Origin of the sequence: Arthrobacter sp. NicSoilB4, assembly GCF_019977335.1 — a bacterium.
GTDB lineage: Bacteria > Actinomycetota > Actinomycetes > Actinomycetales > Micrococcaceae > Arthrobacter.
On record NZ_AP024653.1, the window covers coordinates 346277 to 367850 of the forward strand.

The window sequence follows — 21574 nt, forward strand, 5'->3', positions numbered from 1 at the left end:
GCTAAAGGCCTTGAAAAATTGCGGTAGCGATACCGCAGACAAGAAATAAATAGCAAGGCCCTGTAGCGCAGTTGGTTAGCGCGCCGCCCTGTCACGGCGGAGGTCGCGGGTTCAAGTCCCGTCAGGGTCGCTCTGATTGCCAGAAGAAATTCCGGCTCTCATGGTGACACGTCACCTAGGCTCTGTAGCTCAGTTGGTAGAGCGTTCGACTGAAAATCGAAAGGTCACCGGATCGACGCCGGTCGGAGCCACCACTGGGAAGCATCAGTTCTTCGGAACTGGTGCTTTTCTTCTTTTGACCCCGTCGACTGCTCCGTAAGTGCCCTTATGGGCCTTCAAAAGGGCGGTTACGGAGCAACCGATGGAAGGCCGACGGCGGCGGCCGGTTTGGGGGCTGGCCAACCGGCCGGGCTAGACTCGCACGCTGGGGAAAGAACGCCAAGACCGCCGGCAGCGTGATCGGGCCGGCGGTGCAATCTCAACCGAAAAGTGATTCCAACAACGTGATTTCGAATAATGCTGCACGCCCGCTGACCGTATGCGCCCTCCTGGCGGCCCTCGCCCTCACTGCCTGCTCGGCGCCGGAAGCCGGCGGCGCGCCGTCGTCCGGGGCCGCCAGCCCCTCGCCGTCGTCCGCGACCGCGAGCCCCAGCAAGTCCTCCGGCCCCTGGGGCGACTTCGCCACGGCAGCCGAGGCCTGCACAACCATTTCCGAACAGGCCACCGGATCCACCCTGCTTCCGCTCTCGGCGGCGCAGAGCTCGGCGGCCCAGCTGGAGCAGACCAAAGCCGAGCTGACCCGCACTGCGGAACGCGCCCCGGACAGCATCAAGGCGGACTTCACCACCCTCAGCCAGGTGGCCATCGCCGGCATCAAGGACCAGACGGTCTTCTCCAGCGGAAAACTCCAGAACGCCATGGCTCCGGTGCAGACCTGGCTCGCCACGAACTGCGGGTAGCGGGCCTGTTCAGCCCGCTTCCGGGGGCGATAGCCTAGGCGGGCCGGGCACCGGCGCGATTTCCCGGACGGGGCACGGCCTTCCCCGGGCCAGGCGGCCACCTTGCCGGGTGCAGGTACTAGGGTGGTCACAAAGAGAAGGGGGAGTGCCTCATGGAATACCAGAATCCTCAGCCCGGAGCGGTCCCGGTGCCCGAGCCAGCCACGGCCGCGCCGATGCCCGGCGCCGGCCGCACCGTCATTTCCGAAAACGCCGTCGCGAAGGTTGCAGGCATCGCCGCCCGCGCAGTCCCCGGCGTCTACTCCCTGGGTTCCGGTCCGTCCCGCGCGCTCGGCGCCTTCCGTGACGCGGTGGGCAGCTCGGATCACGCCGCCGGCGTCCGCGCCGAGGTCGGCGAAACCCAGGTCGCCGTCGACATTGACCTGGTGGCGCTCTATGGCACGCCCCTTCACGCCCTGGCAGACCAGATTCGTGCCGCCGTGTATGCGGCTGTCGAGGAACTCGTTGGACTCCAGGTCATCGAAGTCAACATCGAGATCAACGATGTCTACGTCCCCGGCCCGGCGAAGCCCGGCACCGCGGCGGAGACCCGGCCCGCGAGGGAGGCAATCCAGTGAACCTGACCGTGGTGGGGATCGCAGTGGGCGCGTTCGTGGCGTTTATGTCGTTCCAGTTTGGCGTCTGGGGATTCCTGGGCGCCCTGCTGTTCATGGGGATCGGAGCCCTGCTGGGCCGCGCGGCGGAAGGGAAACTGGACCTTCGCAGCGTGCTTGACGCCCTCACGGGCCGGCGTTCCTCCTCATGAGCGGCCCGGCACCTGCTGCCCACGCCGCCGCGATGGCCGGGCACACCCGGATCAGCACCCAGGCGCTGACCAGTGTGGCGCAGGCCGCCGCGGCAGAAGCCCTCGGCGTTCCGCCGCAGGAAGTCCGGGCGGAGTGGTCCGACGACGACGGGCTCCTGGCCTTGTCCCTGGTCTCACCGATCACCGTGCCCCCGCTCACCACAGTCGTGCGGGACGCCGGACGGGTCGCAGGCCTCGGCGGCTCCATCTGGGACCGGGCCGTGGCCGCCAAAGCGGACATCCTGCACCGCGTGACCGAGCTCAGCGGTGCCCGGCTGAGCAGGGTGGACATTCGGATCGGCGGCGCCAGCATGAGTGAAGGAGGGCGCGTCCATTGAGCCACAACACCGGACACGATCCCGGCCACGGAAGCTACGCCCCGCCAGCCCCCGGCGCAGCACCCTCGGTCGGCAGTGAAGCCCCTGCCCGGGACGGCGTCGCCGGCATGGAGGCGATCCTGAAACGCGAGACCCACTCCTCAAGGGCCGTCGCCTCCATTATCGCCGCCGGACTCGTGGCCGGGCTGTGCGGTTATGCCCTCCTGGAAACCGCGGTCCGGGCCGTCGGACAGCCGCCCTGGCTGGTTGACCCATTGGCCGCGGCGGAGCAGGCTGTGGCACTCCCAAACGGGGTCCCGCCACTCTTGCTCGGCGTCATCGGCGCAGTAGTTGTGATGGCAGGGCTCTTCTTCTTCCTGAACGCGGTGTTGCCCGGACGGCGGGCCCGCCACATCTTGCGGGACCGCCGCGCCGCCGTCGTCGTGGACGACGAAGTGATTGCCTCCGCGCTGGCACGCCGCGCGCGGGTGGCAGCCAACGTGAGCCAGGAACAGGTGATGGTGACGGTGTCCCGGCAGCAGGTGCAGGTCAACGTCCGGCCGACCTCCGGCGTACCGCTGCGCCCGGATGCCGTCCTCGGCGCCGTACAGGATGAGCTCCGGGACATGGCACTGTCCCCCTCGCCGGATGTGCGGATCAATGTGGCATCGACCGGGGTGGTCGGCGCATGAACGGCACTCCCAGGATCCTCAACAGGATACTCATCGGCGTCCTCGGCCTGAAGCTCCTCGCCATCGGAGCCCTGCTGATCCTGCTTGCCACGGTGCCGCCGGTCGCTGTGTGGTGGCAGGGCTGGTCCGCCGGCGTCTGGAGCATCTGGCGTGATCTCTTCGAACGTACGCGCTTCCCGGGGCGTTCGGAGAGCTGGCTCTGGATTGTGGTGGTACTCGTACTGCTCCTGGTGATCGGCGCCATGGTGGCGTGGGTCGCGCAGCAGGGCAAGGGCCGGTCCAACCTGCTGGTGTCCGAGGAGGACCCGGGCGAAGTTCCGGGAAACGTCAGGATCGGAAGCGGCGTGGCCGAGCAGGCGCTCCGGGCCGCCCTGGCGGACCGTCCGGACCTGGCCGGAACAACGGTGGCCACGTACGATTTCCGCGGCGAACCGGGCCTGCGGATCAGGATCCAGCCCCGCCAGGGCGTGGCCCCGCACCGGCTCGCGGCCGACGTGTCCGCCCTCGTGGAGGCACTCGACGTCGTACTAGGCAAGCGCACTCCGGTACTCATCCACATCGCCTCCGGCGCGCGGTCAAGGTTCGGGCGGGCCGAACGGGTCCGCTGACTCCGGCCGTGAGCTTTCCGCAACAACTTGGCGCGCCCGTCGCGAGCGGGCCGACGGGCCGCCATCCCCTGAGATGGCGCGGATTGTCGCATCCAACGGCGGATCGGAATAGGATCTCCTTTCCATAAAGGTTCGATGTAAACGCTTGCATTCCTCACCGGAAGTTGATTACTGTGATGCTCACCACAGCAACGCACCGCCGTTTTTTGTCCGGTACTCAGCGAGGAGCCCCCCAGTATGAAAACATCGAAGTTTCTACTTCCCGTAGCCACAGCAGGCGTTCTAGCCCTTACCCTTTCCGCTTGTGGCGGTGGAGGCGGTTCGACCGCCGGCGCCGACGCAGAGCAAGGCCTCGACGGCCGCGGCCCCATCACGTACGTCCAGGGCAAGGACAACAGCAACGTGGTCCGCCCGCTGATCGAGAAGTGGAATGCTGCCCACCCGAACGAGAAGGTCACGTTCAAGGAGCAGACCGACCAGGCCGACCAGCAGCACGATGACCTGGTCCAGAACTTCCAGGCCAAGAACGCAAACTACGACGTCGTCAGCGTCGACGTTGTGTGGACCGCCGAGTTCGCCGCCAAGGGCTGGCTCCAGCCGCTCAAGGACAAAATGAAGCTGGACACCTCGGCGATGCTGAAGCCGACGGTCGACAGTGCCTCTTACAAGGGCACGCTCTATGCGGCCCCGCAAAACTCCGACGGCGGCATCCTCTACTACCGCAAGGACCTCGTCCCCACGGCGCCCAAGACCTGGGACGAGATGATGGGTATGTGCTCCATCGCCAAGGCGAACAACATCGGTTGCTTCGCCGGCCAGTACGCCAAGTACGAGGGCCTCACCGTAAACACGTCTGAGGCCATCAACTCCGCCGGCGGCTCCGTGCTGAACGCGGAAGGCAAGCCGAGCCTGAACACCCCTGAGGCCAAGGCCGGCCTCGAAACTCTGACCAAGGCATACGCCGACGGAAGCATCCCGAAGGAAGCCATCACCTTCCAGGAGGAGCAGGGCCGCCAGGCCTTCCAGGACGGCAAACTCCTGTTCCACCGCAACTGGCCCTACGTCTACAACCTGGCGACGACGGAAGGTTCCTCCAAGGTGAAGGACGTCCTCGGCATGACCGCGCTGGTCGGCGCGGACGGCCCCGGTGCATCCTCCCTGGGCGGGCACAGTGCCGGAATGAGCGTTTACTCAAAGAACAAGGCCACGGCCCTGGATTTCCTCAAGTTCCTCACCTCTGAGGAGACCCAGAAGTTCTACGCCACCCAGGGTTCACTTGCCCCGGTCCTCGGCGCGCTGTATGACGACCAGGAGCTCGTCACGAAGCTGCCGTACCTGCCGGTGCTGAAGACCTCGATCGAGAACGCCGTGCCGCGTCCGGTTACCCCGTTCTACCCGGCCGTCACCAAGGCCATCCAGGAAAATGCCTACGCTGCGATCAAGGGCGAAAAGACCGTAGATGCGGCCTTGTCCGACATGCAGAAGTCCATCGAGTCCGCTAGCGCGGGACAGTAGTTCAGCCATGGCTACAGAACTAGGCCCGACGCCGGTCAAAGAACCGGCGTCGGGCAGTGCTCCGATCCACCACGGCCCCAAGGGCGTGGGGGAGGACAACGCGATAGCGAGCCAGGGCAAGTGGGCCTCGTGGCTGCTGGCACCAACCATCTTTGCGCTGGCAATCGTGATCGTCTACCCGATCATCACCGCCATCGTGATGTCGTTCCAGAAGGATGCCGGCCTTGACCCCGCCACGGGTCTATTCACCGAGGGCGGACCTGCCGGCTTCTCGAATTACACCAACTGGCTCTTCCAGCAGTGTGCCGCCCCGGGCGGCGGAACCGTGGCCTGCCCGCCCGGAACATTGGGCGCGCAGTTCTGGTCAGCCACCGGGACCACCTTCTACTTCACCATCGTCACGGTGACCCTGGAGACCATCCTTGGTTTCTGGATGGCCATCATCATGGCGCGGACCTTCCGGGGCCGGAGCCTGGTCCGCGCAGCCGTGCTGGTGCCGTGGGCCATCCCGACCGCCGTCACGGCCCAGCTGTGGCTGTTCATCTTCGCCTTTGAAGGCATCGGCAACAAGCTCTTCAACACCACCATCCTGTGGACGGGCAGCGAAATCCCGGCCCGTTGGGCGGTCATCATCGCCGACACCTGGAAGACGACGCCGTTCATGGCGCTGCTGATCCTGGCCGGCCTGCAGATGATTCCGGCCGAAGTCTACGAGGCGGCCAAGGTCGACGGCGCCTCCGCCTGGCAGCGGTTCAGGATGATCACCCTGCCGCTGGTGAAGCCGGCGCTGATGGTCGCCATCCTCTTCCGGACGCTGGATGCCCTGCGGATGTTCGACCTCCCGTACATCCTGACGGAAGGCTCCAACAACACCACCACGCTTTCCATTCTGGTGGTCAACCAGATCAGGCAGGGCTTCAACTCCGCCGCAGCCTTGTCCACCATTACATTCATCATAATCTTCATTGTGGCCTTCATCTTTGTCCGCTTCCTCGGAGCGAACGTCGTGGAGCAGCAAACCGGCGCAGGTAAGGGGAAGAAATGACCGCCGCGACCGAACTCCGGGCCGAGCAGGACCGTGGCCGCAAGGCAGCCCAGAACCGCGAGAAATGGGCGAGCGCCCGGACGTACATCAGCGCCGCCGTGATCCTGTTCTGGTGCCTGGCCCCGGCGTACTGGATGGTGGTGACGGCGTTCCGCGATGTGGGCTACACCTACGACACTTCGCTCCTGCCCACCCACGTGACACTCGACAACTTCCGCACCGCCTTCGATACCTCGTTCGGCAACAGGTTCGGCCAGGCGCTGCTGAACAGTGTGTTCATCGGTGTGACGGTGACCCTGATCTCGCTGGTGCTGGGCGTGTTCGCGGCCTACGCCCTGGCCCGGTTGAACTTCCGGTTCAAGTACCTGGTGCTGGGCTTCATCCTGGGGGCGTCCATGTTCCCCGGTGTCGCCCTCATCACCCCGCTGTTCCAGCTGTTCACGAATATCGGCTGGATCGGCACCTACCAGGCGCTGATCATTCCGAACATCTCCTTCGTCCTCCCGCTGACGGTCTACACCATGACGTCGTTCTTCCGGGAAATGCCGTGGGAGCTTGAGGAAGCGGCCCGCGTGGACGGCTGCACCCAGGGGCAGGCGTTCCGCAGGGTCATCATGCCGCTGGCCGCACCGGCCATCTTCACGACCGCGATCCTGGCGTTCATCTCCTCATGGAACGAGTTCCTGATTGCCAGCCAGCTCTCGAACGACCAAACCCAGCCGGTGACAGTGGCCATTGCCAACTTCGCCGGGGCCCAGCCGCAGCAGATTCCGTACACCGCGATCATGGCGGCCGGAACGATCGTCACAATTCCGCTGGTCATCCTGGTGCTGGTCTTCCAGCGTAAGATCGTCGCTGGCCTCACCGCCGGTGCCGTGAAATGACGGCCCGGCAATGAACGGCAAGCCGAGCCGTGGTCTGGTCCGGAGCGAACACCGTCGTGTCCGCTCCGGCGAGGACTTCGACATCATCATCGGGCTGCTCGGTTTCTGGGCCCTGGTGCTGTTCGTCGTCACCGTCTGGATGGAGGTGACCGGCCAGCCGGCGCTGGGCTGGGCCCTGGGCCTGCTGGCCATGGTGCTGGCCGTGTACGGACTGATCCGGCTACGCCGCCGCCTGCCCGAAAGGACGGCAACCAGGCGCAACTGAGGACCGGAGCTGCGGCTCTGAGGCCGCGGGGGCGGGCAAGGAACTCCTGCGTCCGGCATCAGGCAGCAGCAGACAGTCGATAAGGGGACACGGTGGCAAAGACGACAGACAGGGCGCAACGCGGAGGCCATTCGGGCGTCAGCATCGAGGACGTGGCCCTGGCTGCCGGAGTGTCCACCGCCACCGTGTCCCGCGCCGTCCGGGGACTGCCCAGGGTTTCGCCCGCCACCCGGGAGAAGATCCTGGGCATCGCGGAGGATCTAGGCTATGTCGCATCCTCATCGGCCTCCGGGCTGGCAACCGGGCGCACCAAGACCATCGGCGTGCTTGCCCCGTTCGTCAGCCGCTGGTTTTTCTCCAAAGCCATCGAGGGCGCGGACCGGGAACTGCATGCCCGGCAGTACAACCTTTCACTGTTCAATCTGGGCGGGCACGGCAGCCACCGTGAGCGGCTCTTCAGCAAGACGATGGTCTACAAACAGATCGACGCGCTGCTGGTCCTGTGTATGGCGCTGACACATGAAGAGATTGAACACCTCCAGAAGATCGACATCCCGCTGGTCGTCGTCGGCGGGCACGTCGAAGAATGTCCCTACATCGGCATCGACGACTACGCGGCCGCCGCAACGGCCGTGCGGCACCTGATCGGCCTCGGGCACAAGGAAATCGCCCTGCTGCACGGCGACGACGAAACCGACCTCAACTTCGACGTCCCCCGGGTCCGGATCAAGGCTTTCCAGGATGTGATGGCGGAAGCCGGCCTGAACGTCCGGGAGGAATGGGACGAATGGGGCGATTTTACGGTCCCCAGCGGCCAGAACGCCTTCCGCCGGCTCTGGGACAGGCCCGGGCCGAAGCCCACTGCCATCTTCTGCGCCTCCGACGAGATGGCCATGGGGATCATCTTCGAGGCCACCCGGGCCGGAGTCCGCATCCCCGGGGAACTCTCCGTGATTGGGATCGACGACCACGACTTTTCCGAGGCCATGGGCCTCACCACCGTCAGGCAGCGCCCCGACGAGCAGGCCGAACTGGGCACCAAGATGCTGCTGGACGAACTCGACGGCGTGGACGGGGCAGTGCGCTCCACGGTTGCCCCGCACCAGCTGATTGTCCGAAGCACAACGGCACCGCCCCGCGGCGCCGAAACCCGGATGGCCGCCGCGCCGGGTGCAACGGCCCAGGAGCCGGTCCCTCCGCAGCACGCCTGATCAGTGCGGTACCGGCAGGTGCGTCGGTAGCGCGGGACAGTCAGGAAGCGCGGGCCAGTTGCCGGATCGGGATCCAGCGGGATGCCAGCCGGCGGTAGGCCGCGGCCGCGCCCGTCATGTCCCCTTCGGCCAGGCACTCGATGCCCAGCCTGACATCCATGGGTGACTCATCGGGGTAGACCTTGTCCGCCACCGCGCCGTAGTCCAGTTCCACCACCGACTCCGGGTGGAAGAGCTCCAGCCATTCAGTGAGCTGGGTCAGGTCCTCGAGCATGTCCAGGTCCGGTGCGGCGAGGGCCAGGTGGGCCACCGCATAGCGGACCCGCTCGAGGGCTTCGCCGATGGTCGCCCGGATCCGCACGGTCACAATGTGCCCCTCGGATTCCACCACGTCCGTGGGGTCCGATTCCTGGAACAGGCAGAACCAGCTGAACGGGATGCCCCAGGTGGAAGCCCGGGTGTGCACGCGGCCCAGCCCGGCGTGCGCCCGCACGTCATCGATCCGTTCCTGGTGCTTGTCGCGCTGCTCCTCCGGAATCAGCAGTTGCGCCAAAGGCCCGTGGATGCCCTCCATCAGGGCGTTGGCGGCCAGCCCGGCCCGGAGCACCAGCTGGCTCGGGCAGTACAGCAGGCCGTCCGGATGCCCGGCGCCGGAGGTGCCGGCGTCGGCGGTTGGCGCCGCCGGTAAAGCGTTGTCCGGGCGCGGCGCCGCGAGGACGCGGACCAGATCCGTCGCCCCGGTGGGAAACGGGTCCCCGCCAGGGCGGGTGATGCGGCCCAGGGAGGCGAGCAGCTCGGCGTTTTCGACTGCCGCGCGGGAGCCGCCCCGGGACCCTGCCTCGCGGAGGGCCTCCTGCTGTTCCTCGGGGAACGCCTCCAGGGGCTCGTAGATCCGCAGCGCGGAGGAGAACGGCAGCCCCGCCTGTCCGTGGTAGAGGTTTCCCGTCATTGGATTCCGTCGCTTCCCTGTGCCCTCATCAGTCACTCAGCTCCACGATCACGGGGGCGTGATCAGAGGCCCCCTTGCCCTTGCGTTCCTCGCGGTCGATCGCGGCGCCGGTGACCCGGGCGGCCAGCGCGGGGGAGGCAAGGACAAAGTCGATCCGCATCCCTTCCTTTTTCGGGAAGCGCAGCTGTGTGTAGTCCCAGTAGGTGTAGACCCCGGGCCCGGGGGTGTGCGGGCGGACAACGTCCTGGAAGCCGGCGTTCTCGAAGGCGTGGAAGGCCGCCCGCTCCGGTTCGCTGACGTGGGTGAGGCCTTCGGTGCGGAAGTAGTCGATGTCCCAGACATCGTCGTCCTGCGGGGCGATGTTCCAGTCGCCCATCAGGGCGATCTGCGCCTGGGGGTCCTCACGGATCCAGCCCTCCGCGTGGGTCCGCAGCGCGTCCAGCCAGCTGAGCTTGTACGGCATATGCTCATCGTCGAGGGCCCGGCCGTTGGGAACATAGAGGCTCCAGACCCTGACTCCGCCGCAGGTGGCGCCGATGGCGCGGGCCTCCTGCACGGCGTCCTTGCCGTTCTTGCCGAACACGGGCTGGTCCAGGAAGGTGCGTTCGACGTCGGCGAGCCCCACCCGGGAGGCGATCGCCACGCCGTTCCACTGGCTCAGGCCGAAGTGCGCAACCTCGTAGCCCATGTTCTCGAACAGCTCCCAGGGGAAGTTGTCGTCCTTGCACTTGGTCTCCTGGATGGCCAGGACATCACAGTCGGTGCGCTGAAGCCAGGCTTCAACGCGGTCGGCACGGGCACGGAGCGAGTTCACATTCCAGGTAGCTATCTTCACAGTCCCTAACTTACCGAACTTGGCTGCCGGGCGAAGCTGCACGCCGGCCCCGGCCCCTCTGGAATTTAGTAGGAAGTCCGAGTATATTCAGGAGCAGCAGATGACGTGGGTCACAGGCGGTCCTGCCGTCACCACGTCAGCCACACGGTGCAAAGGAGCATTCCATCATGGTTCGCGAACTATCCCATTACATTGACGGCCAGCATGTTGAAGGCACCTCGGGGCGCTTCAGCGACGTCTACGATCCGTGCACGGGCGAGGTCCAGGCCCGGGTGCCGCTGGCCAGCACCGAAGAGGTCCGCAACGTCGTGTCCAACGCGGAAAAGGGCCAGCTCGAATGGGCGGCCATGAACCCGCAGCGCCGCGGCCGGATCCTGCTCAAGTTCGTCGACCTGGTCAACCAGAACCTGGACGAGCTCGCCACCCTGCTGTCCTCGGAACACGGCAAGACCTTCCTCGACGCGAAAGGTGACATCCAGCGCGGCATCGAGGTCGTCGAATTCGCCGCCGGCGCCCCGCACCTGCTCAAGGGCGAATTCTCGGACAGCGCCGGAACCGGCATCGACGTCCACTCGCTGCGCCAACCCCTCGGCGTCGTCGCCGGCATCACCCCCTTCAACTTCCCGGCCATGATCCCGCTCTGGAAGTCCGGCCCGGCCCTCGCCGCGGGCAACTCCTTCATCCTCAAGCCGTCCGAACGTGACCCCTCCGTGCCGCTGCGCCTCGCCGAGCTCTTCACCGAGGCCGGTCTCCCCGCTGGCGTCTTCAACGTCGTCAACGGCGACAAGGAAGCGGTGGACGCGCTGCTGGAAGACCCCCGCGTCCAGGCCATCGGCTTCGTCGGCTCCACGCCGATCGCGCAGTACATCTACGCCACGGCCGCCGCGAACGGCAAGCGCGCCCAGTGCTTCGGCGGCGCCAAGAACCACATGGTGATCATGCCGGACGCGGACCTGGACATGGCCGCGGACGCCCTGATGGGGGCAGGCTTCGGCTCCGCCGGCGAACGCTGCATGGCCATCTCGGTGGCCGTGCCGGTCGGCAAGGCAACCGGCGACGCGCTCGTCGCCAAGCTGGAGGAACGGATCGCGGACCTGAAGGTTGGCCACAGCCTCGCGAAGGATTCCGACTTCGGCCCGGTGGTGGCAGCTTCCGCCAAGGAACGGATCGAGGGCTACATCAAGGCCGGCGTCGACGAGGGCGCCACCTTGCTGGCCGACGGCCGCGGCCTCAAGGTCGAAGGCTATGAGGGCGGTTTCTGGGTGGGCCCCACGCTCTTCGACAACGTCACCAAGGACATGACGATCTACAAGGAAGAGATCTTCGGCCCCGTCCTGAGCGTCCTTCGCGCTGAGGACTACGACGAGGCCCTGCGCCTGTGCAGCGAGCACGAGTTCGGCAACGGCGTGGCCATCTTCACCCGCGACGGCGATTCGGCCCGTGACTTCGCCAGCCGGGTCCAGGTGGGCATGGTGGGCATCAACGTGCCCATCCCCGTGCCGATCGCCTACTACACCTTCGGCGGCTGGAAGGCCTCCGGCTTCGGTGACCTCAACCAGCACGGCGCCGACGCGTTCCGCTTCTACACCAAGACCAAGACCGTCACCACGCGCTGGCCCTCCGGCATCCGCACCGGTGCCAGCTTCGTGATGCCGGAAGGCAGCTGATGGCGGGCAAGCACTCCGAGGACGCGGCGCCGGCGGAAGTGCTGTTCGAACGGCGCGGCCGGCTCGGCGTCGTCACGCTGAACCGGCCCCGGGCCGTCAACGCGCTCACCGCGGGCATGGCCTCGGCCATGCTGGACCAGCTCACCCTCTGGGCCGACGACGACGCCGTGGCGGCCGTCCTGGTCCGCGGCGCCGGTGACCGCGGGCTGTGCGCCGGCGGCGACATCGTTGCCATCTACCGGGACATGCTCGACGGCGGCGACGCGACCGCTGCCTTCTGGGCAGAGGAATACCGGCTGAACCTGCTGATTTCCGAGTACCCCAAGCCGTATGTGGCGTTCATGGACGGACTGGTCCTCGGCGGCGGGGTGGGGATCTCCGCGCACGGCTCAGTCCGGATCGTCACCGAACGCACCCGGATGGGCATGCCGGAGACCACGATCGGATTTGTGCCCGACGTCGGCGGAACCCTGCTGCTGTCCCGATCGCCGGGGGAGACCGGCACCCACGCGGCCCTCACGGGAGCGCACCTGAGCGGCGCGGATGCGCTGTTCCTGGGGCTCGCGGACCACTTCGTGCCGTCAGCCAGCCTGGCTGACCTTGAGGTGGCGCTGGAGAGCGAGCCGGCGGACACCGCCGTCGCACGCTTCGTCGAGGAAGCCCCCGGTTCCGTCCTCGCGGCGCAGCGGGAGTGGATCGACGCCTGCTACGCCAGCGACGACGCCGAAGAGATCCTGCAGAGGCTGCGGGCTTTTGGCGGAGAGAACGCAGCGGAAGCGGCCGATGCCGCCGACACAATCGAGGGCAAGTCGCCGACCGCCGTGAAAGTGGCGCTGGCATCCCTGCGCCGGGCCAAGGACCTGAGCCTCGAGGAAGCCCTGGAGCAGGAATACCGGGTGGGGCTGCGGTTCCTGGCCGGCCCCGACTTCCGTGAAGGCATCCGCGCGCAGGTGGTGGACAAGGACCGCGACCCGCACTGGCAGCCTGCCAGCCTGGCGGAGGTCAGCCGGAACGACGTCGAATCCTATTTTTCGCCGCTGGGCGACCGTGAACTGAAGCTGTCGAAGGAGCGGGACAATGTCTGAAACATCGCCGGCCGGAGCGGGCCAGCCCGGGGCGCCGACGGGCACCATCGCCTTCCTGGGCCTTGGCCACATGGGCGGGCCGATGGCCATCAACCTGGTCAAGGCCGGCTACACGGTGACCGGCTTCGACGTGGTGCCGGCCGCGTTGGAGACGGCCCGGGCGCACGGAATCGCCACCGCGGAGACTGCGGTCGAGGCGGTGGCGGGCGCCGGCGTCGTGCTGACCATGCTGCCCAGCGGCACGCACCTCCTCGACGCCTACCGCGGCAGCCCCGGCGGGCCGGGAAAGCAGAGCCAGCCGGGCCTGCTGGACGTGGCCCGGCCGGGCACCCTCTTCCTGGACTGCTCCACGATCAACGTGGACGAGGCGCGCGAGGCCGCCGACCTGGCTCTCGCCGCAGGCCACCGGGCCGTTGATGCCCCGGTCTCCGGCGGCGTCGTCGGGGCCGAGGCCGGCACACTGACGTTTATGGTGGGGGCACTTCCCGAAGACTTCGAAGCGGTCAGGCCGATGCTCGAAGTCATGGGCAAGCGGGTAGTGCACTGCGGGGAACACGGTGCCGGGCAGGCGGCGAAGATCTGCAACAACATGATCCTCGGCGTCTCGATGATCGCCGTCAGTGAGGCCTTCGTGCTCGGGGAGAAGCTGGGGCTCACGCACCAGGCCCTGTTCGACGTCGCCTCCGCGGCCTCGGGCCAGTGCTGGGCGCTGACCACCAACTGCCCCGTTCCAGGGCCGGTTCCCACGAGCCCCGCCAACCGCGACTACCAGCCCGGTTTCGCGGGAGCCCTCATGGCCAAGGACCTGAAGCTGGCGCTCAACGCGCTGGAAAGCACCGGCGTCGCCGCCCGGCTGGGTCCGCTGGCATCGGAAATCTACGATACCTTTGCCGCGGAAGGCGGGGCCGGACGGGACTTCTCCGGCATCATCACGGACATCCGGGACAAGTCCGGCCACTGAACGGCCGAACACCAACCATCGTTGAACAGCTGAGGGGACAGGCATGACGGAGCAGTACACAAACATTCTGGTGGAGCGGCGCGGCCGGGTGGGGCTCGTGACGCTCAACCGGCCCGAGGCACTGAACGCCCTCAACAAGGCGACCATGGACGAACTCGTGGCCGCGGTGTCCGCCATGGACGCCGACCCCGAGGTGGGGGCCGTGGTGCTGACGGGCTCCGCCAAGGCCTTCGCCGCGGGTGCAGACATCAAGGAAATGCAGTCCAAGGGGTACATGGACATGTACGCGGCGGACTGGTTCCGGGGCTGGGAGGACTTCACCCGGCTGCGCATCCCCGTGGTCGCGGCAGTGTCAGGCTTCGCCCTCGGCGGAGGCTGTGAGCTCGCGATGATGTGCGATTTCATCATTGCCGGCGACAACGCCAAGTTCGGCCAGCCGGAAATCAACCTGGGCGTGCTGCCCGGGATGGGCGGCTCGCAGCGCCTCACCCGCGCCGTCGGCAAGTCCAAGGCGATGGACATGATCCTGACCGGACGGTTCATGGACGCCGAGGAAGCCGAACGCGCCGGCCTTGTGTCCCGCGTGGTGGCGGCCGCGGACGTGGTGGAGGAGGCCCTCCGGGCCGCCGAGGTGATTGCCTCCAAGTCCAAGCCCGTGGCGATGGTGGCCAAGGAAGCAGTCAACGCCGCCTTCGAGACCGGGCTGGCCCAGGGTGTGCTGTTTGAACGCCGGGTGTTCCACTCGCTGTTCGCCACCGAGGACCAGAAGGAAGGGATGGCGGCTTTCACCGAGAAGCGCCAGCCGGACTTCACGCACCGCTGACCGGCGCCGCGTCCTCACGTGAAGATGTCGGCCACGTACCTGCCGTGGGTGCGTTCCACTTCGTCCATCCAGGCCTCGGCCACCGCCTTGGAGGCGCCGGTCGCCTCCTGGTAGATCAGCGCGCACGTCTCGCGGACCTGCGGTGCCATGTGTTTGCCGTCGCCGCAGACGTAGACCGTGGCGCCCTGTCTGACCAGCTCGACGACGTCGGCCCGGTCCGCCCACAGCCGGTCCTGGACGTATTTCACGCCGTCCTCGGGTGCGGCGGAAAAGGCCGGCCGGAGGTCCAGGTTGGCTTGGTCTGCCCATGATGCAAGTTCCGCGCGGTAGAGGAAATCGGTGTCCGGCGCCCGGCAGCCGAAGAACAGCAGGGCGGGGGCCGGCGTCGTGTCCTCGGCCTCGGCCCGCAGCGCCCGGTCCTGGACGAATCCGCGGAACGGTGCCAGCCCGGTTCCGGCGCAGACCATGATGAGCGGGACGTCCAAGGACGACGGCGGGTGGAAGGCCGCGTTCGAGGCGCGGACCGTAACCGCGACCCTTGACCCGGGCCTGGCCAGGGCGAGGAAGGTGGACGAGGCGCCCTCGAAGACGCCGCGTCCCGACCATGCCGGAGCCTGGATGACGGAGAAGGTCAGCGTCGCGTGGTCGGGGCTCCAGAGCGGGGACGAGGAAATGGAGTACCGCCGAGGGGTCAGCTGGGTCAGCAGCTGCAGGAACGAAGTGAACGACAGCTGGCTTGACGGGTACATTTCCAGCAGATCCAGGACAGAGACGCGTTTGTCGAGGATCTCGGCGGCATGGCGCTCGCGGTTCTCCGCCAGGGCCTCGAGTTCCCCGCGCTGTGCCGGATCCGTCGCGACATCAGCCAGGCCCTCCAGTTGCGTGCGTGTTGCGGGGACTGCGAGCTCGACGTAGCTGCTCAGCAGTTCGCCCACAGCCACGGGAGCGCCGGTGGGCAGGAACGTGTCCCCCTGCTCCATGCTCAACTGGACGTGCGAGTCGTAGTCGAGGTTGAAGTGGGCCAAGGCGCGCTGGACGAGGGTGCTGGGGTTCAGCGGCAGGACGGCCAGATAGTCCCCGGTCCGGTAGCTCATCCCTTCGGGCAGGGCGATCTCGACGTGCCTCTTGGACCGGGCGCCGGGTTTGGCCAGATCGACCAGCTCCCGGTTCGCGACGACGGTACCGAGGGCCAGTCCGTTCTGGCGCAACAGCGGATCCCGGACGTTGCCGACGAATTGGAGTTCAAGCTGGGGCTGTGCGGCCGGTGTGCTGGTCTTCTGCCCGAGTGCGGCGTCCACGGCGGCCCAGAATCCCGCGTACCACTCTTCAAAATCGCCGAAAAAGTCCCCCCGGGCGTTGGCTTCGCCCCGGTAGTAGATCCGTGTGGCGCCGGCAGCCTCGAGCCGCGCGTCGATGGCCTTGGGCACCTCCTGGTAGGTCCGCGCCCAGTCCTTGTTGCCGTTGCCGAAGACCGTGTACCGCACTCCGGCGAGGTCGCCCGGCTGCAGGCGCCCGGTCCAGGCCACGAATTTTTGTGCGTTGTCCGGCGGCCGCCCCTCGTAGGAGGAAGCCACGATGGCGACGAGCCCGACCGTGGGCAGTCCGCCGGCTGCGTCGTCGAGCGGTCCGATGGTGGGGCTGTAGCCGCGCCGTCCGGCGTCGTTGGCGATGCGCTGGGCGAGGTCCTGGGACGTGCCTGCATTGGAACCGTAGAGCACCCGGACCGGGACGCCGTTGGGCTCTGCTGTTGCCGGCGCCTCCGCCTGCCGGGCACGTTCGACGGCGGCCTGGGGGCCGGCCGCGATCGTGACGTCCCGCCGTCGCACCTGGATGAAGAGCCCTTCGGGCTTCATGGTCAGGGTGTGGTGGATCCGCAGTTCATACCCCGGGTCCGCGGGCGTGATCTCAAAGCGCTGCAGGAGCTTGGCGAGGAAAAGCAGGGCCTCTTGCAGGGCAAATCCCCGGCCGATGCAGGAGCGCTGGCCGTTGCCGAAGGGCTTCCAGGCATTGGCAGGGATTTCCGCGGCCCGCTCCGGGGAGAACCTGTCCGGATCGAAGATCTCGGCGTCCTCGCCCCACGCCGCCTTGTCGCGGTGCAGCAGCGGGAGCAGGACCAGTATTGGCTGGCCCGCCGGGACCTCGTAGCGGCCGCCCAGCGTCGTGTCCACGAACGGGGCGACGTTGAACCCCGGGGCGGTGGGCCAGAGCCGGAGCGTCTCCTTGAGGATCTGGTCCAGGTAACCCAGCCGGGGCAGGTGCTCGAACCGGGCGCTCTCGGCGCCGAGGACCTCGTCCACCTGGGCGCGCGCCTTGGCCAGAACACCGGGATGGCGCAGCAGCTCGTAGAGCGCAAAGGACAGCAGGCCGCTGGTGGTCTCATGCCCGGCCACCAGGAAGGTGACCATCTGATAGCGGATGTTGTCCTCGGACAGCCGCTCGCCGGTCACCGGGTCCGCCGCGTTGAGCATGGTGTCCAGGATGTCTTCGCTGCCTGCCGGGCTGGGATTGCGCCGGCGGTCGCTGATCATCTGGTCGGCGACCCCGAACATCAGGGCGTTGTCTTCTTCAAGCTGGTGGCGTCGGCGCAGCATGATCTTGTTCTGGACCGGGAGCCTTCGCGCCCGCTGCCCGGATTCGACGAGGGCCCGGACCATCGCCCCCACGAAGGGATGCAGCTCCTCCCGGTAGAGGCTGTTGAAACGGTAGCTGAAGGAGCACAGGGCGATGGTGTCCAGGGTCAGCCGGGTGGTGTTGTCCGGAACGTCTATCCGGGCGGCGGGGCCGAGCCTCTCCCATTTGAGGAGCAGCTGCTCGGCGATGTCGTCCATACCGCTGAACATCCGCTTCAGCGCCGCTGGCCCGAAAGCCGGCATCAGGATCCGGTGCGCTTTTTGCCAGTTGGGTTCCTGTGTTTCCGCGGTGAACAAGCCGTCGCCGATGAACTCGCGAACTTGGCGGAGGGATACGCCCAGCACTTTGCCGAAACGGGACTCATCGCACACTTCGTTGACGAGCTGCTGGGAGGAGATGGCGATGACGCTGCGGTTGAAGAACTGGATTCGCACTATGGGGCCATACCGCTCGGCCACCTCGGCTACTCCCAGGAGCCCCTTGCTGGAATCGATGTCGGGCAGGTTGCCGACCACCGGCTTCGGGGGAGGCTGCGGTATTGGGACGCTGGGCGAAGTCATTGCCCCTCCTAGGCGCTTGCCGCTCGACGCTCGGTACGCACGAATTGCTGCCTGGCCGGACGGCGCCGTCCGGCTTCGAACCACGATACTCCGGTCAGGTTCGGGGCAAAATAGGCTCCCGCAGCCCCCGCGTCGCCACGCTGGACCCGCCGCACCGGGCCGGCCGGTCAGGACATCAGGCCGCGCTGATGCCGAACAGCCCGATGATGAGGGCCATGACCGTCAGGGTCACGAACTCGTGCGCGCAGTTCAGCGCGGTCAACCCGGCAGGGCGGCCTTCGAAGGCGTCATGGGTGACGAACCGGGCCGCGGTGAAACCGGCCCAGAGGATCACGGCGGTAACCAGGGAGTTGACCAGGAAGTTTCCGCCGTAGAAGTGCTGGGAGATGGCGGCCGAGCCGGCCAGGACCAGTGCGCTGACGAAGCTGACCACCAGGGTGATCAGGATGGGTTTGACGGCGTCCTTGGTGTCACCGCTGGGCGTGACTTTGGCGACGCGCATCCAGTAGTTCCCGAACACCTTCGGCGTGTACCAGACAGACCCGACCACCATGCTGGACAGCGTGGCCAGCAGTACCGCCCAGATATTGATCTCCGGAATCATTGCGCTCCTCAGTTACTTTGTTGGCTTCTTGACGAAGTCTAGGTGACCGCCGGAACGGTCCCGCGCTCATCGGAACTACCTCTTTTCGGAGGTAGTTGGATGTCCACGCTTTCGTTACGGTGAGCTAAGTCACACAGCCATGCATCGAGGCTGACATCAAAGGAGATTGCCATGACCTCAGTTCCACCGACTTCGCCGGCCGGGGTGCAAGCGCCACCGAGCCGCAAAACCCTGCGCAAGGTAGCTTTTGCCAGTTTCGCCGGGACCACCATCGAGTTCTACGACTTCTTCATCTACGGCACCGCCGCCGCCCTGGTCTTCCCGGTCGTCTTCTTCCCCGCGCTCGGCGCTGCGGCCGGCACCGTCGCCTCCTTCGGCACGTTCGCCGTTGCCTTCTTCGCGCGTCCCGTCGGGGCCATCATTTTCGGCCACTTCGGCGACCGGATCGGCCGGAAGAAGACCCTCATCACAACACTGCTCATGATGGGCATCGCCACAGTGCTGATCGGGTTCATCCCCGATGCCAACACCATCGGCGTCGCCGCCCCGATTCTGCTGGTGGTGCTGCGTTTCGTGCAGGGCCTCGCGGTCGGCGGAGAATGGGCCGGAGCCACCCTGCTGGTCGCCGAATACGCGCCCAAGGGCAAGCGGGGGCTCTTCGGCTCCTTCCCGCAGATCGGCCCCTCCGTGGCCTTCGCCCTGGCCAGCGGCACGTTCCTGATCACTAACCTCACCCTCGGGGACAAGTCTGAGGCCTTCATCTCCATCGGCTGGCGCGTGCCGTTCATCCTCAGTGCCGTGCTGGTGCTCGTAGGCCTGTGGGTCCGTCTGAGCATTGAGGAAACCCCGGTGTTCAAGAACGCAGCCAAGACCACCGAAACCACCACCAAGCTGCCCGTCCTCGAGTCGATCAAGCGCCAGCCGCGCGAAATCCTGCTCGCCGGCGGTTCCCTGACCCTCCTGTTCGCTTTCTTCTACATGGGCACGGCCTACCTCACGAGCTACGCGACAAGCCCCACCGGCATGCAGCTGAGCCGGGTGGAAGTACTCAGCACCGGCATGGTCGCTTCGGTCTTCGTGGCCGCAGCCACGCTGGCTTCCGGGATGCTCTCGGATCGCTTCGGCCGGAAGAAGGTTATCGCCACCTCGTGCGTCCTCGCCGTGCCGTGGTCCCTGGCGCTCTTCCCGATCCTGAGCGCGAAGAGCGTCTTTGCCTTCGCCGTCGGCCTCACGGTCACCCTGGTGATCTTCGCCATCGCCTACGGTCCCGCCGGGGCGCTGCTGCCGGAACTGTTCGAGACGCGCTACCGCTACACCGGTGCCGGCATGGGCTACAACCTCGCCGGTGTGGTCGGCGGCGGCATCGTGCCGCTGGTGGCCGCCCAGCTGGCCGGAACGAACGGCGCCGCCGCCGTCGGGTTCCTGCTCGCAGGGATCGGCGTGTTCAGCGTGCTCTGCACCCTGGCGCTGCCCAACCGGGAAAAGCGGGGGCTGGAAGACGGCAAAGGCCAGCCGGCCGCGCGGGACGCCGACGGCGCAGGAGTCGTCGAGCCCGTCTCCGCGCCCTAGCGGCTCGGGCCGGCCTGCGGATTCTGGCACTGGGGGATCCGTGGTCCGGGAGCGGGGGTTGCCGGTGGAACCGGCGACCCCCGCTCTACGGAATGAGCCCCAGCCGGCGGGCGGCGGACACGGCCTCGAGCCGGTTGTGCGCGGACAGTTTGGCCATGGCGTTCTGCAGATAGCTCTTGACGGTCACCGCTTTCAGCCCGAGGCGTTCCGCGGTTTCCTGGTACGAACAGCCGAGGGCCACCTGTGCCAGCACGTCGAGCTCGCGCCGGGCCAGCCGGGCTGTCGGGTGGACCCCCTCGGCGGGCGGCGGCGCCAGATGGCTGCCGATGATGTCCAGCTGGCGGGCCAGGTGCGGATCCGAAACAGTGCCGGCCAGTGACCGCAGCTCGGCGTGGGCCTCCCGGATGTGTTCCAGCCAGCTCCGGTCGTGGGTCAGGGCAGGTTCGGCCCGTGCCGTGTCGATGATTGCGACCCTGCGGTCCACCTCGTCCCGGACCCGCAGTTCACCGGCGATCTCGGCGGCGGCCGCCATCGCCTCGCACACGGCGCTTTCCCCCAGCCGGGCGCTGTCCCGGCTCGCGATGTACAGCACGGCACGCGACTTGCCCCGGACCACAACGGGGACGGCCGCCATCGACGTCAGCCGCTCCCGCCGGACGGCGAGGTCGTATTCATGGGTGATGCCCTCCGAGGCGACGTAGTCGTCCACCAGGAACGGCCGCCGCTGCGTGAAGACCCGGCCGCCTAGGCCGGCCCCGGGGACTACCACCACCTGATGCAGGCTGGACGTCGCGGTGCCGAGGAAATCCGTCAGTTGCAGCCGCTCGCCGCTGGCCAGCCCGGCGAAGAGCACAGCGGGCCGGAACCTGCCGGCGAGCAGGCGCAGGGAGGCGCGGAGCAGCTCCCGGTCATCGGGGCGGGAATAGGCGTTCGGCTGCATGAGTCGTCTCCTGGTGCCGCGGAACCCGGCACTGCATTGTGACGGGCGGTCAATGGTGGTGCGGCTTTTCGGCCGGGTGGATCACTCGCTGAAGTCCCCGGCGTTGCGGCGGAAGGTGCCCAGGATCCGGATCAGCTGGTCGACATCCTGCTCCGCGAAGCCGGACTGGGCGAACACCTCGGAGTTGAGTGCCGCCGTCGCATTTTTCGCCAGCGTCCGCCCCTCCTGGGTGAGCTCGATGAGAGTGGTGCGCCCGTCCGTGGGGTGCGGCGAGCGGATCACCAGCCCGGCCTGCTGCAGCCGGTCGACGGCGTTCGTCACCGAGGTGGGGTGGACCTGCAGCAGTGCGCTGGCCTTGTTCATGGGCAGTGCGCCGCTGCGGGCAAAGCTCAGCAGGGCGAGCAGTTCGTAGCGGGCGAACGTCAGCCCGAACGGCTTCAGGACGCCCTCGATCCGTGCCAGCAGGAGCTGCTGCGTGCGCATGATGGCGGTGATGGCTGCCATCGGCGCGGCGACGTCGGACCAGCCGTGGCGCTCCCAGTTCAGCCGGGCGTCGGCGATCGGATCACGCGGCAGCGGCGTTGCCACGGCACCCCCAGCTTCTTGTGCT

22 protein-coding genes and 2 tRNA genes are annotated in these 21574 nt (G+C 67.2%); 18 read left to right on the forward strand and 6 right to left on the reverse strand.

Annotation, left to right across the window (positions count from 1 at the left end):
* Positions 1-56 precede the first annotated feature (56 nt).
* The 13 genes from LDO13_RS01660 to LDO13_RS01720 all read left to right on the forward strand — a co-directional run bounded on the left by LDO13_RS01660 (position 57) and on the right by LDO13_RS01720 (position 8340).
* Positions 57-130, forward strand: a tRNA-Asp gene (locus LDO13_RS01660).
* 48 nt (positions 131-178) lie between these two features.
* Positions 179-254: transfer RNA gene (locus LDO13_RS01665), tRNA-Phe, on the forward strand.
* 249 nt (positions 255-503) lie between these two features.
* On the forward strand, positions 504-959 hold the full coding sequence (locus LDO13_RS01670) for a hypothetical protein (protein ID WP_224048359.1): 456 nt from the start codon (positions 504-506) through the stop codon (positions 957-959).
* A gap of 152 nt (positions 960-1111) precedes the next feature.
* On the forward strand, positions 1112-1576 hold the full coding sequence (locus LDO13_RS01675; protein WP_224048360.1) for an Asp23/Gls24 family envelope stress response protein: 465 nt from the start codon (positions 1112-1114) through the stop codon (positions 1574-1576).
* The gene (locus LDO13_RS01680; protein WP_069950472.1) at positions 1573-1764 is read left to right on the forward strand and encodes a hypothetical protein; all 192 of its coding nucleotides are present in this window, start codon (positions 1573-1575) and stop codon (positions 1762-1764) included. The genes LDO13_RS01675 and LDO13_RS01680 overlap by 4 nt, the downstream gene beginning before the upstream one ends.
* Positions 1761-2141: a hypothetical protein gene (locus tag LDO13_RS01685; protein WP_224048361.1), complete on the forward strand. Its 381-nt coding sequence runs from the start codon at positions 1761-1763 to the stop codon at positions 2139-2141. Before LDO13_RS01680 ends, LDO13_RS01685 begins: the two co-directional genes overlap by 4 nt.
* A 107-nt stretch (positions 2142-2248) precedes the next feature.
* A complete protein-coding gene (locus LDO13_RS01690) occupies positions 2249-2812 on the forward strand; it encodes a DUF6286 domain-containing protein (protein ID WP_224049858.1) in 564 nt (187 codons plus the stop codon).
* A complete protein-coding gene (locus tag LDO13_RS01695) occupies positions 2809-3420 on the forward strand; it encodes a hypothetical protein (protein WP_224048362.1) in 612 nt (203 codons plus the stop codon). The genes LDO13_RS01690 and LDO13_RS01695 overlap by 4 nt, the downstream gene beginning before the upstream one ends.
* A gap of 237 nt (positions 3421-3657) precedes the next feature.
* Positions 3658-4935, forward strand: coding sequence for an ABC transporter substrate-binding protein (locus LDO13_RS01700; RefSeq protein WP_224048363.1), 1278 nt, complete (start codon positions 3658-3660; stop codon positions 4933-4935).
* 7 nt (positions 4936-4942) lie between these two features.
* Positions 4943-5980 carry a sugar ABC transporter permease gene (locus LDO13_RS01705; protein ID WP_224048364.1) on the forward strand — a complete coding sequence of 346 codons (1038 nt, stop codon included), beginning with the start codon at positions 4943-4945 and terminating at the stop codon, positions 5978-5980.
* Positions 5977-6864: a carbohydrate ABC transporter permease gene (locus LDO13_RS01710; protein WP_224048365.1), complete on the forward strand. Its 888-nt coding sequence runs from the start codon at positions 5977-5979 to the stop codon at positions 6862-6864. Before LDO13_RS01705 ends, LDO13_RS01710 begins: the two co-directional genes overlap by 4 nt.
* A gap of 10 nt (positions 6865-6874) precedes the next feature.
* Positions 6875-7129, forward strand: a complete 255-nt coding sequence (locus tag LDO13_RS01715; RefSeq protein WP_224048366.1) for a hypothetical protein — start codon at positions 6875-6877, stop codon at positions 7127-7129.
* A gap of 92 nt (positions 7130-7221) precedes the next feature.
* Entirely contained in the window at positions 7222-8340 is a 1119-nt protein-coding gene (locus LDO13_RS01720) for a LacI family DNA-binding transcriptional regulator (RefSeq protein ID WP_224048367.1), read from the forward strand.
* Positions 8341-8380: 40 nt separating this feature from the next.
* Here LDO13_RS01720 and LDO13_RS01725 read toward each other — a convergent pair whose 3' ends face one another.
* Both LDO13_RS01725 and LDO13_RS01730 read right to left on the reverse strand, forming a co-directional pair.
* Positions 8381-9289 (reverse strand): hypothetical protein, encoded by a 909-nt coding sequence (locus tag LDO13_RS01725; RefSeq protein ID WP_224048368.1) that lies wholly within the window; start codon positions 9287-9289, stop codon positions 8381-8383.
* A 28-nt stretch (positions 9290-9317) separates the two neighbouring features.
* On the reverse strand, positions 9318-10124 hold the full coding sequence (locus LDO13_RS01730; protein ID WP_224048369.1) for an exodeoxyribonuclease III: 807 nt from the start codon (positions 10122-10124) through the stop codon (positions 9318-9320).
* 167 nt (positions 10125-10291) lie between these two features.
* Between LDO13_RS01730 and LDO13_RS01735 the strand changes: the two genes are divergently transcribed.
* The 4 genes from LDO13_RS01735 to LDO13_RS01750 are packed head-to-tail and all read left to right on the forward strand — an operon-like array spanning position 10292 to position 14660.
* Positions 10292-11791, forward strand: coding sequence for a CoA-acylating methylmalonate-semialdehyde dehydrogenase (locus tag LDO13_RS01735; RefSeq protein ID WP_224048370.1), 1500 nt, complete (start codon positions 10292-10294; stop codon positions 11789-11791).
* A complete protein-coding gene (locus LDO13_RS01740; protein ID WP_224048371.1) occupies positions 11791-12876 on the forward strand; it encodes an enoyl-CoA hydratase/isomerase family protein in 1086 nt (361 codons plus the stop codon). Before LDO13_RS01735 ends, LDO13_RS01740 begins: the two co-directional genes overlap by 1 nt.
* Positions 12869-13837 (forward strand): 3-hydroxyisobutyrate dehydrogenase, encoded by a 969-nt coding sequence (gene mmsB, locus LDO13_RS01745; protein WP_224048372.1) that lies wholly within the window; start codon positions 12869-12871, stop codon positions 13835-13837. The genes LDO13_RS01740 and mmsB overlap by 8 nt, the downstream gene beginning before the upstream one ends.
* A 43-nt stretch (positions 13838-13880) precedes the next feature.
* Positions 13881-14660, forward strand: a complete 780-nt coding sequence (locus tag LDO13_RS01750; RefSeq protein WP_224048373.1) for an enoyl-CoA hydratase — start codon at positions 13881-13883, stop codon at positions 14658-14660.
* 14 nt (positions 14661-14674) lie between these two features.
* Here the strand turns inward: LDO13_RS01750 and LDO13_RS01755 are convergent, their stop codons facing one another.
* Entirely contained in the window at positions 14675-17851 is a 3177-nt protein-coding gene (locus LDO13_RS01755; RefSeq protein WP_224048374.1) for a cytochrome P450, read from the reverse strand.
* Positions 17852-18026: 175 nt separating this feature from the next.
* Positions 18027-18455: a DUF1761 domain-containing protein gene (locus LDO13_RS01760; protein WP_224048375.1), complete on the reverse strand. Its 429-nt coding sequence runs from the start codon at positions 18453-18455 to the stop codon at positions 18027-18029.
* A 171-nt stretch (positions 18456-18626) separates the two neighbouring features.
* Between LDO13_RS01760 and LDO13_RS01765 the strand changes: the two genes are divergently transcribed.
* Entirely contained in the window at positions 18627-20024 is a 1398-nt protein-coding gene (locus tag LDO13_RS01765) for an MFS transporter (RefSeq protein WP_224048376.1), read from the forward strand.
* 85 nt (positions 20025-20109) lie between these two features.
* Here the strand turns inward: LDO13_RS01765 and LDO13_RS01770 are convergent, their stop codons facing one another.
* Complete coding sequence (locus tag LDO13_RS01770) at positions 20110-20964, reverse strand: LuxR C-terminal-related transcriptional regulator (RefSeq protein ID WP_224048377.1); 855 nt, start codon at positions 20962-20964, stop codon at positions 20110-20112.
* 81 nt (positions 20965-21045) lie between these two features.
* Positions 21046-21552 (reverse strand): MarR family transcriptional regulator, encoded by a 507-nt coding sequence (locus LDO13_RS01775; RefSeq protein ID WP_224048378.1) that lies wholly within the window; start codon positions 21550-21552, stop codon positions 21046-21048.
* Positions 21553-21574: the final 22 nt, after the last annotated feature.

Excerpts from the sequence above, each read along its gene's own strand:
- LDO13_RS01675 (WP_224048360.1), top strand. The coding sequence starts at position 1,112 with ATGGAATACCAGAATCCTCAGCCCGGAGCGGTCCCGGTGCCCGAGCCA.
- LDO13_RS01685 (WP_224048361.1), top strand. The coding sequence starts at position 1,761 with ATGAGCGGCCCGGCACCTGCTGCCCACGCCGCCGCGATGGCCGGGCAC.
- LDO13_RS01690 (WP_224049858.1), top strand. The coding sequence starts at position 2,249 with ATGGAGGCGATCCTGAAACGCGAGACCCACTCCTCAAGGGCCGTCGCC.
- LDO13_RS01695 (WP_224048362.1), top strand. The coding sequence starts at position 2,809 with ATGAACGGCACTCCCAGGATCCTCAACAGGATACTCATCGGCGTCCTC.
- LDO13_RS01700 (WP_224048363.1), top strand. The coding sequence starts at position 3,658 with ATGAAAACATCGAAGTTTCTACTTCCCGTAGCCACAGCAGGCGTTCTA.
- LDO13_RS01705 (WP_224048364.1), top strand. The coding sequence starts at position 4,943 with ATGGCTACAGAACTAGGCCCGACGCCGGTCAAAGAACCGGCGTCGGGC.
- LDO13_RS01710 (WP_224048365.1), top strand. The coding sequence starts at position 5,977 with ATGACCGCCGCGACCGAACTCCGGGCCGAGCAGGACCGTGGCCGCAAG.
- LDO13_RS01715 (WP_224048366.1), top strand. The coding sequence starts at position 6,875 with ATGAACGGCAAGCCGAGCCGTGGTCTGGTCCGGAGCGAACACCGTCGT.
- LDO13_RS01725 (WP_224048368.1), bottom strand. The coding sequence starts at position 9,289 with ATGACGGGAAACCTCTACCACGGACAGGCGGGGCTGCCGTTCTCCTCC.
- LDO13_RS01735 (WP_224048370.1), top strand. The coding sequence starts at position 10,292 with ATGGTTCGCGAACTATCCCATTACATTGACGGCCAGCATGTTGAAGGC.
- LDO13_RS01740 (WP_224048371.1), top strand. The coding sequence starts at position 11,791 with ATGGCGGGCAAGCACTCCGAGGACGCGGCGCCGGCGGAAGTGCTGTTC.
- mmsB (WP_224048372.1), top strand. The coding sequence starts at position 12,869 with ATGTCTGAAACATCGCCGGCCGGAGCGGGCCAGCCCGGGGCGCCGACG.
- LDO13_RS01750 (WP_224048373.1), top strand. The coding sequence starts at position 13,881 with ATGACGGAGCAGTACACAAACATTCTGGTGGAGCGGCGCGGCCGGGTG.
- LDO13_RS01755 (WP_224048374.1), bottom strand. The coding sequence starts at position 17,851 with ATGACTTCGCCCAGCGTCCCAATACCGCAGCCTCCCCCGAAGCCGGTG.
- LDO13_RS01760 (WP_224048375.1), bottom strand. The coding sequence starts at position 18,455 with ATGATTCCGGAGATCAATATCTGGGCGGTACTGCTGGCCACGCTGTCC.
- LDO13_RS01765 (WP_224048376.1), top strand. The coding sequence starts at position 18,627 with ATGACCTCAGTTCCACCGACTTCGCCGGCCGGGGTGCAAGCGCCACCG.
- LDO13_RS01770 (WP_224048377.1), bottom strand. The coding sequence starts at position 20,964 with ATGCAGCCGAACGCCTATTCCCGCCCCGATGACCGGGAGCTGCTCCGC.